Annotated in this window: 6 protein-coding genes and 1 pseudogene; 3 read left to right on the top strand and 4 right to left on the bottom strand. The window is 69.9% G+C overall.

The genetic code is table 11. The features are described from left to right. Positions 1-119: 119 nt before the first annotated feature. Positions 120-1,361, bottom strand: a complete 1,242-nt coding sequence (locus AB0F40_RS26835) for a GDSL-type esterase/lipase family protein (protein WP_357475246.1) — start codon at positions 1,359-1,361, stop codon at positions 120-122. Positions 1,362-1,570: 209 nt separating this feature from the next. Beyond that, complete coding sequence (locus tag AB0F40_RS26830; protein WP_357475244.1) at positions 1,571-3,130, bottom strand: RNA-guided endonuclease TnpB family protein; 1,560 nt, start codon at positions 3,128-3,130, stop codon at positions 1,571-1,573. A gap of 124 nt (positions 3,131-3,254) precedes the next feature. Here AB0F40_RS26830 and AB0F40_RS26825 point away from each other — a divergent pair, with 124 nt between their 5' ends. After that, a complete protein-coding gene (locus AB0F40_RS26825) occupies positions 3,255-5,150 on the top strand; it encodes a glycoside hydrolase family 15 protein (protein ID WP_357475242.1) in 1,896 nt (631 codons plus the stop codon). Then, positions 5,150-6,196, top strand: coding sequence for a glucose 1-dehydrogenase (locus tag AB0F40_RS26820; RefSeq protein ID WP_357475240.1), 1,047 nt, complete (start codon positions 5,150-5,152; stop codon positions 6,194-6,196). Before AB0F40_RS26825 ends, AB0F40_RS26820 begins: the two co-directional genes overlap by 1 nt. A gap of 3 nt (positions 6,197-6,199) precedes the next feature. Here the strand turns inward: AB0F40_RS26820 and AB0F40_RS26815 are convergent. Continuing rightward, positions 6,200-6,514 (bottom strand): annotated as a pseudogene (locus tag AB0F40_RS26815) (LLM class F420-dependent oxidoreductase); the annotation flags it as partial. A gap of 62 nt (positions 6,515-6,576) precedes the next feature. On the opposite strand from AB0F40_RS26815, the gene AB0F40_RS26810 reads away from it, so the two are divergent. Then, a complete protein-coding gene (locus AB0F40_RS26810; protein ID WP_357475238.1) occupies positions 6,577-7,353 on the top strand; it encodes an LLM class F420-dependent oxidoreductase in 777 nt (258 codons plus the stop codon). Between the two features lie 206 nt (positions 7,354-7,559). Here AB0F40_RS26810 and AB0F40_RS26805 read toward each other — a convergent pair. Then, positions 7,560-7,922, bottom strand: a 363-nt coding sequence (locus AB0F40_RS26805) for a hypothetical protein (protein ID WP_357475235.1), incomplete at its 5' end; no start/stop codon positions are given.

The raw sequence follows: 7,922 nt of genomic DNA, 5'->3' as shown, positions 1-7,922 counted from the left end.
CGCGTCCGCGCGCACCACGTCGTCCTGCTCCCGCTGCAGCGTCGCGACGGCCGTTCCCATCCGGCCGGTGCGCCGTTCGTCCAGCGCGGGGCCGCCGGCCTGCGGGGGAGTACGTCTGGTCAGAGGCGGCCCAGCGGGATGGACCGGGCGATCGCCGTCTGCCCGGCGATGTTGGCGTGCACCCCGTCCCCGCTGTCGTAGGCCGGCTTGATGGAGTTCGGGTTCGCGGGGTCCCGGAGCACCCGGTCGAAGTCGAAGACCCCGTCACAGGTCCCGGAGCAGTTGTCGCCCGCCCGGACGAACTCGTTCACCGCGGCGCGCTGTGCGTTCTGTTCGGCCGTGTAACCGGGCCGCGGGGTGATCGGGGTGACGAACACCTTGATCCCGGCTGCGTGCAAGCGGGCGAACGTGTCTCGATAGGCCGCAACGATCTCCTCGGCGCTGCAGTTGTTGCCGATGTCGTTGGTGCCGTAGTAGTAGATGACCGACTTCACGTTGTGCAGTGCGAGAACGTCCCGATCGAGGCGCGAGACGCCGTCCAGTCCGCCACCCCCGCACGCGGGTGACGCCGTGGTCCCCGATATCCCCTCGTTGACGACGGCGACCTGGCGCTTGTCCGGACGCTTGTCGATGACCCGCTGCGCGAGCGTGTCGGTCCAGCGCTGGAACACGGCAGGCGGCGGGCAGCCGACCCCGCAGTCGTCCGCGCCGACACCGTCGACCACGGAGCTGCCGTAGGCGACGACCGTGCCGGAGAGCTCGGGGTCGTAGACGTCCACCGCGCTGACCAGATAGGTCCACCCGTGCGCTTCCGGGAAATCGCCGCCCGTGGTGTCGGCCGTGGTGTTCCCGGCGCCCTCTGGTGAGAAGTAGTTGGTGCGGCCGGCCAGGTCGTGGAGCATCATCCGCGTGGGGTTCGCCAGGTAGAAGCTCACCACCAGGTCGTCCATGGCGGTGGTGGCAAGGTCGACCGGGTCGCTCCAGACGTCGCCGCCGGCCGGGATCGACACGGAGTCCGAACCGCCGAAGGTCACGGTGCGCAGGCTCTCCGGCCGGATGGCGGCGCCTCCCGCACTCAGGCCCGCCGTGGTGGCGTCCACGACCAGAGGCTCGGTGCCGAACTCGTTCTGCAGCCGGACGCGCAGGGTCGGTCCGCCCTGGGTGAGGCGGGTGATGATGCGGACCGACCGGTTCTCGAACGTCTCAGGACTCAGCCCGGAGCTGCGTTGCTGTGACTGGGTCCACGACGTCGACCAGCCGTCGTCCAGCTCGCTCACCGTGGCCGTTGCTGTCCCTCCGGCGGTAGCGCCGAGGGCGACTACGAGTGTGATCAGGGCACGTGCGAGGTTCCGGAGCTTCATCGGTCCACCCGTTTCGCTGCTCGAGTCTTCGTCGATCGAGTACGTGGCGTGACGTCAGGTGCCGCGCCAGATGGAACCTATGGTTCGCGCGCGGGGCTGTCAACGTCGGCGGGAGTCCCCTGCCGGGGAAGGAAGCGGGGGTCCCCCTGGTACGGCGTGTTTCAGAAGCCCTACGGCTTGTGAGCACCGCCCTTCTCGGGCGTCCTGGTTCAGGCCGCTGGTGCGGTCTGAGGGTTGGTTCCTACGTCGTCCAGTCCCTTGCCGCCACGTCCCGGTGGGGCGGGGTGGGTGGGGGTGTCCTGTCGGTAGGCGTTGTTGACGGGGCCGGCTGCTTGACGGTCCCCGACCCGGACGACACCACACCCCGCACCGCCGGTCACGGCGGGGGTGTGGTTCTCGGCCCAGGCGGCGAGATTGACGGCGGCATTCAGATCCCGATCCATCACGTGCCCACACGAGTGGCACTCGAACATCCGGTCCTTCAGCGTCAGATCCTTGCGGAGGGTGCCGCAGGTGGAGCAGGTCTTGGACGACGGGAACCACCGGTCCGCGACCATCACCTGCCCGCCGCGCCAGGCCTGCTTGTAGGTGACCTGCCGGGCGAGCTCACCCCACGCCGCATCACTGATGGCGCGCGAGAGGTTGCGGTTGGTGGTCATGCCGGTGATGTTCAGGTCTTCCAGGACCAGCCGGGCGTGGTTCTTGACCAGCTGGTTGGACACCTGATGCAGGTGGTGGTTACGGCGGTTGCGGATCCGGGCATGCTGCCGCCCCAGGCGAGCGACAGCCTTCTGACGGTTCCTTGATCCCTTCTTCTTCCGGGACACCGCTTTGGACAGGCGGCGCAGGCGCGGCAGGCCTCGCCGCATGGCCCGCTGGTTATCGACGCGCAGGACTTCGACGCCGTCGGACGAACCGGCGACGGCCAACGCGTGCAGACCCCGATCCACACCCACCCAGGTCCTGGCACCCGACTCGGCGTCGGTCCAGCCTGCGTCGCCACTCGTACGCTCCCCGGTAGGCGGGAGCGTGTGCTGTGCCGCGCGGTGGAGGTCAGCGGCTTCGACAGTGATGGAGATCCACCACCGGTTCGTACCTCGGGAGATGGTCACGTGCAGGATCCGGGCGCGGCCAGTAGTGATCATCCGGCGTAGCCGTCGGGTGTCCTCCCGCACCCGCAACGTCCCGATCTTCGGCAACGTCACCGACCGCGGACGGTCGCCGTCGCCGACCCGGATGCCAGGCCGGCCCTTGCTGACCTGGTTCCGGATGCGGAACGACCCACCCGTCGGGCTCTTCTTCTTGAAGCGGGGAAATCGGACCGTCGGCCCTTTCCGGGCAGCAGTACGGGATTCAGCGGCCGCTTTCAGTCCTCGGCCGAGGTCGACGGCGGCTTCCTCGAACACCTGCGCCAGCACCTGGCCGCGCCAGGCCAGCCCTGTCACCTCCACGCGTGTCTCCCCGGTCGCGTCGACGAGGAACCGGCGTCCGGCGGCCTCGGAGCGTTTCCAGGCGTTGAACGCGTTGATGAGATCAAACCCCGACCACGGCACCCGAACACCCAGGTCCCCGCCGTCCCCGGGCTGGTCACCGTCGGTTACCGTCCCTATTGCTGGAGGCTGCTGGCGGTAGGTCGCCGAGCGTGCGTCCTTGTGCAGGCGCAGGGCCTGGTTGAACGCGAACCTCGCAGCCCCGACGTGCCGGGACAGCACGCGTTCCTGCTCGACCGACAGGTCGAGACAGAACCGGAACGATGTATGCCTGGACACGCGGACCATGCTGCCAGCCCCCATCCCAGCACCCGAACGCGCGTTCGATGAGCCCCGAGGGCTCCGCACAAACATCCATCCACTCACGACGACGAGTTCCGAAACACGCTTTAGTCTGAGAGTGATGACGAGCCGAATTGAAGACTACGGAATTGTCGGAGACCTCCAGACTGCGGCACTGATCGGTCGTGATGGCGCGGTCGACTGGATGTGTCTGCCCCAGTTCGATTCGCCGGCCTGTTTCGCCGCGCTCCTCGGGGACGAGCAGCACGGGTCGTGGCGCCTCGGGCCGGAGTCCGGCGGCGAGTGCACCAGCCGTGGCTATCGGGACGGCACGCTGGTCCTCGAGACGGAATGGGACCTGCCGGAAGGCCGCGTCCGGGTCATCGACCTGATGCCGCCGCGCGGCGACCAGGCCGACCTGGTCCGGATCGTCGAGGGGATCAGCGGGAACGTCCCGATGACCACCGAGCTGCGGCTCCGGTTCGACTACGGGAACGTCGTGCCCTGGGTCACCCAGGACAATGGTGGTCTGCGTGCTATCGCCGGCCCTGACTCGGTCCACATCGACGCGGGCGTCGCCCTCACGCACGACGGTGTCGCCGACGACGCTGTCCACCGTGCCCACTTCACCGTCGGACCGGGCGACCGGGTGCCGTTCGTCCTGACCTACCACGCGTCCCATCTGCCGACCAAGCCGCCCGTCGGAGCGGAGGCGGCGCTGCGGGAGACCGAGGAGTTCTGGCGGTCCTGGATCGCGAAGTCCACCTACGGTGGCCCGTGGGCCGAGGCCGTGCACCGGTCCCTGATCACCCTGAAGGCCTTGACCTACGCCCCGACCGGCGCCATCGCCGCGGCGGCCACGACCTCGCTCCCCGAGGAGATCGGCGGCTCGAGGAACTGGGACTACCGGTTCTGCTGGTTGCGGGACGCGGCGTTCACGCTGCAGGCCCTCGTCGGAACGGGGTTCATCGACGAGGCGCGCGCGTGGCGGGCGTGGCTCCTGCGCGCGGTGGCCGGCGATCCGGCGGACCTCCAGATCATGTACGGCCTCGACGGGCGGCGGCGGCTGCCCGAGTACACGATCGACTGGCTGCCGGGCTACGAGGACTCGGGCCCTGTGCGGATCGGCAACGGAGCGGCCGGTCAGCTCCAGATCGACGTCTGGGGCGAGACCCTCGACGCGCTGCACCTGGCGCGGGAGGCGGGACTCGAGACCGACCAGGAGGCGTGGGCCTTGCAGAAGGCGCTCCTGGAGTACCTCGAAGAACACTGGGACGACCTCGACAACGGGCTCTGGGAGGTGCGCGGCCCACGGCGGGCCTTCGTGCACTCCCGGGTGATGGCGTGGGCCGGGTTCGACCGTGCGGTGCGCGCCGTCGAGGAGGGCGGGCTGGACGGACCCGTCGAGCGGTGGCGGGCCATCCGCGACCGCATCCACGCCGACGTCTGCATGCACGGGTTCGACGCCGAGCGCAACACGTTCACGCAGTTCTACGGCTCGGAGGGCCTGGACGCGGCCCTGCTGCTGATCGGGCAGGTCGGGTTCTTGCCCTGGGACGACCCGCGTGTCGTGGGCACGGTGGACGCCGTCCAGCGCGAGCTCAGCCAGGACGGGCTGCTGCTGCGCTACCACACCCACGCCGACGACCGGGTGGACGGCCTGCCGGGCGAGGAGGCCACCTTCTTGGTGTGCAGCTTCTGGCTGGTCGACGCCCTGCACGGGATCGGCCGGATGGACGAGGCCGTCGCGCTGTTCGAGCGGCTGCTCTCGCTGCGCAACGACCTCGGGCTGCTCAGCGAGGAGTACGACGTGCACACGGGGCGCCACCTCGGCAACACCCCCCAGGCGTTCAGCCACCTCGGCCTGGTCAACAGCGCGCTGCGGCTCGGTCAGGGCGTCACAGTTCGCGACGTGGAGTCCGGCGTGGAGTCCGGCGCGGCCGGCCGTGTCGCCGTCCCGGCCGCCGCCCCGCCGTCCGAGCCTCCGGCAGCCTCGTCGGCGGAGGGGATCGCCTGATGCGTGCGCTGACCGTCGTCCCGCAGACCCCGGGCTCGCTGGCGGTCACCGACGTCGACGAGCCGGTTGCCGGGCCGGGCGAGCTACTGGTCGACGGCCTCGCCGTCGGCGTCTGCGCAACGGACCGGGAGATCGCCGCGGGCGAGTACGGCTGGGCTCCGCCAGGGCGTGAGCGGCTGGTGCTCGGGCACGAGTCGCTCGGCCGGGTGCGCACGGCGCCGGACGGCTCCGGCTTCGCGCCCGGCGACCTCGTGGTGGGCGTGGTCCGCCGTCCGGACCCGGAACCGTGCGGGGCGTGCGCGCGGGGGCAGTTCGACATGTGCCGCAACGGCAAGTACACCGAACGAGGAATCAAGGCGATCGACGGGTTCGCCTCCGAGCGCTGGACCGTCGAGGCCGACTACGCCGTCCGCCTCGACCCGGCGCTCGCCGACGTCGGCATGCTGCTCGAGCCGACCACCGTCGTCGCCAAGGCCTGGGAGCAGATCGAGCTGGTCGGACAGCGCGCGTGGTTCGAGCCGAAGGTGGCGCTCGTGACGGGTGCGGGGCCGATCGGCCTGCTCGCCGCGCTGCTCGGCGTCCAGCGCGGCCTCGAGGTGCACGTGCTCGACCGCATCGCCGACGGGCCGAAGCCCGAGCTGGTCGCCGAGCTGGGTGCCGAGTACCACACCGAGCCGGTGACCGATGTCGCCGCCGCGATCCACCCCGACATCGTCATCGAGGCGACCGGTGCGACCCAGGTCGTCGTCGACGTCCTCTCCGCGAGCGGCAGCTACGGCGTCACCTGCCTCACGGGTGTCACGTCGGCGGGGCGCACCATCGAGTTCGACGCCGGCGCGCTCAACCGGCGGATCGTGCTGGAGAACGACGCCGTGATCGGCTCGGTGAACGCCAACCTGACGCACTACCGGGCCGGCGCGGAGGCACTGGCCCAGGCCGACGTCGGCTGGCTCGGCCGCATCGTGACCCACCGGGTGCCGCTCGAGGACGCCGTCGAGGCGTTCGCGAGCGACCCCGGCGGGATCAAGACGGTGCTGGCGCTGTAGCGCTCAGCGGCGCGCGTCGCGCCAGTCGACCCAGGCCTTGACCTTGCTCAGGTCGTAGTCCGGCCCGGCGCTGCTCATCGTGAGGAGCGTCGCGCCGGCGGCCACCAGCGCGTCGCCGAAGCTGTGCCAGATGTCCGCGTGCTCGGCGACGACCCGCAGCGTCTTCCGCACGCCGCCGCCGATCAGGATCGGGGTCTCCCGCGTGGGTGGTGGGTTGCCCGCGGCGAGCCGGGCCTTGATCCGCGGCATGGCATCGGCGAGGCTCGCGATGCGGGACCCGGCAGTGCCGAACTCGTAGCCGAACCGGTCGTAGTCCTTGTGCTGTCGCGGTTCTGCGTCGAGGCCAGGAGCGCACGTGGTCGGCGGCATAGGCTGCGGGCATGACCAACGGGAACCTTCGCATCGCCGTCCAGCTCCAGCCGCAGCATGCCGAGTACTCCCAGATCCGGGACGCGGTGCTGCGCGCGGAGGACCTGGGCGTCGATGTTCTGTTCACCTGGGATCACTTCTTTCCGCTCTATGGCGATCCGGACGGCAAGCACTTCGAGTGCTGGACCGTGCTTGGTGCGTGGGCCGAGCAGACCGAGCGTGTGGAGATCGGCGCGCTGGTGACGTGCAACTCGTACCGGAACCCGGAGCTGCTGGCTGACATGGCCCGGACGGTCGACCACATCTCGGGCGGGCGGCTCATCCTCGGGATCGGGGCTGGCTGGTTCGAGAAGGACTACGAGCAGTTCGGGTACGAGTTCGGCACGGCCGGCTCGCGGATCGCGCAGCTGGCGGAGGATATGCCGCGGATCAAGGCCCGGCTGGCGGTGGGCAACCCGGCCCCCGTCCGCGAGATCCCGGTCATGATCGGCGGTGGCGGAGAGAAGAAGACGTTGCGGATCGTGGCCGAGCACGCGGACATCTGGCACAGCTTCGGGGACGTCGAGACGCTGACCCGCAAGTCGGGCATCCTCGACGAGCACGGCGCCGAAGTGGGCCGCGACACGGCGAAGCTCGTGGAGCGCTCGGTCGGCGTGGACGGAGACCCTGCCGCGACCGGGGAGAAGCTGGTCGCCGCGGGTGCCACGCTGCTGACGGTCGGCACGAGCGGGCCGGACTACGACCTGTCGACCCTGAAGAAATGGCTCGCCTGGCGCGACGCGCGCTGAGGTCTGGCGGCCCGGTCTCGTGGTGCACAGGCCGCCGCCAGACCGGGCCGCCCGTGGGCCGGGTCGCTCCGAGCGCCGGCGAGCAGCCGTGCGATGAACTCGCGGCACTCAGCTGGCGAGTCGCCCCGTTGCCTACGTGAACTCATCCCATTAGTCATAGAAGCGTAAGGAGCGATAGGCGATGGGTCATTATTTGCCGAGCAGCCCTACGAGAGTCGTTCAATCGTCTCGAAGATGTCGGCGTCGGTTTCCCGTTGCCAGGCGGGCAGGTCGTTCCAGTCGGCGACGTAGGAGGGCTTGGGGTCGGGGATGTGCTTGTAGATCTGGCCGATCCAGCACAGCGCGACAAATCGGCTCTTCTGCTCGCGGGTGAGGCGTCCAGTGGCGCCGTCGGTGGTGTCGATGAACGCGCGGACTTGGTCGTGAACGGCTGCGGCGGCGGATCGTTCCCACTCCGGGGTGCTGTCCCAGGGAGTGATGTAGCCGGGCTTGGGTTCGCCGGGGTAGTGGTTGGTGACTCCGGCGATCCAGGCTTCGCGGAAGATGCGGCCGTTCTCGTTGTCCAAGAG

Origin of the sequence: Promicromonospora sp. NPDC023987, assembly GCF_040639055.1 — a bacterium.
GTDB lineage: Bacteria > Actinomycetota > Actinomycetes > Actinomycetales > Cellulomonadaceae > Promicromonospora.
Note: the sequence above shows the minus strand (reverse complement) of the source record. Positions and strands in the feature narration are given on the sequence as shown.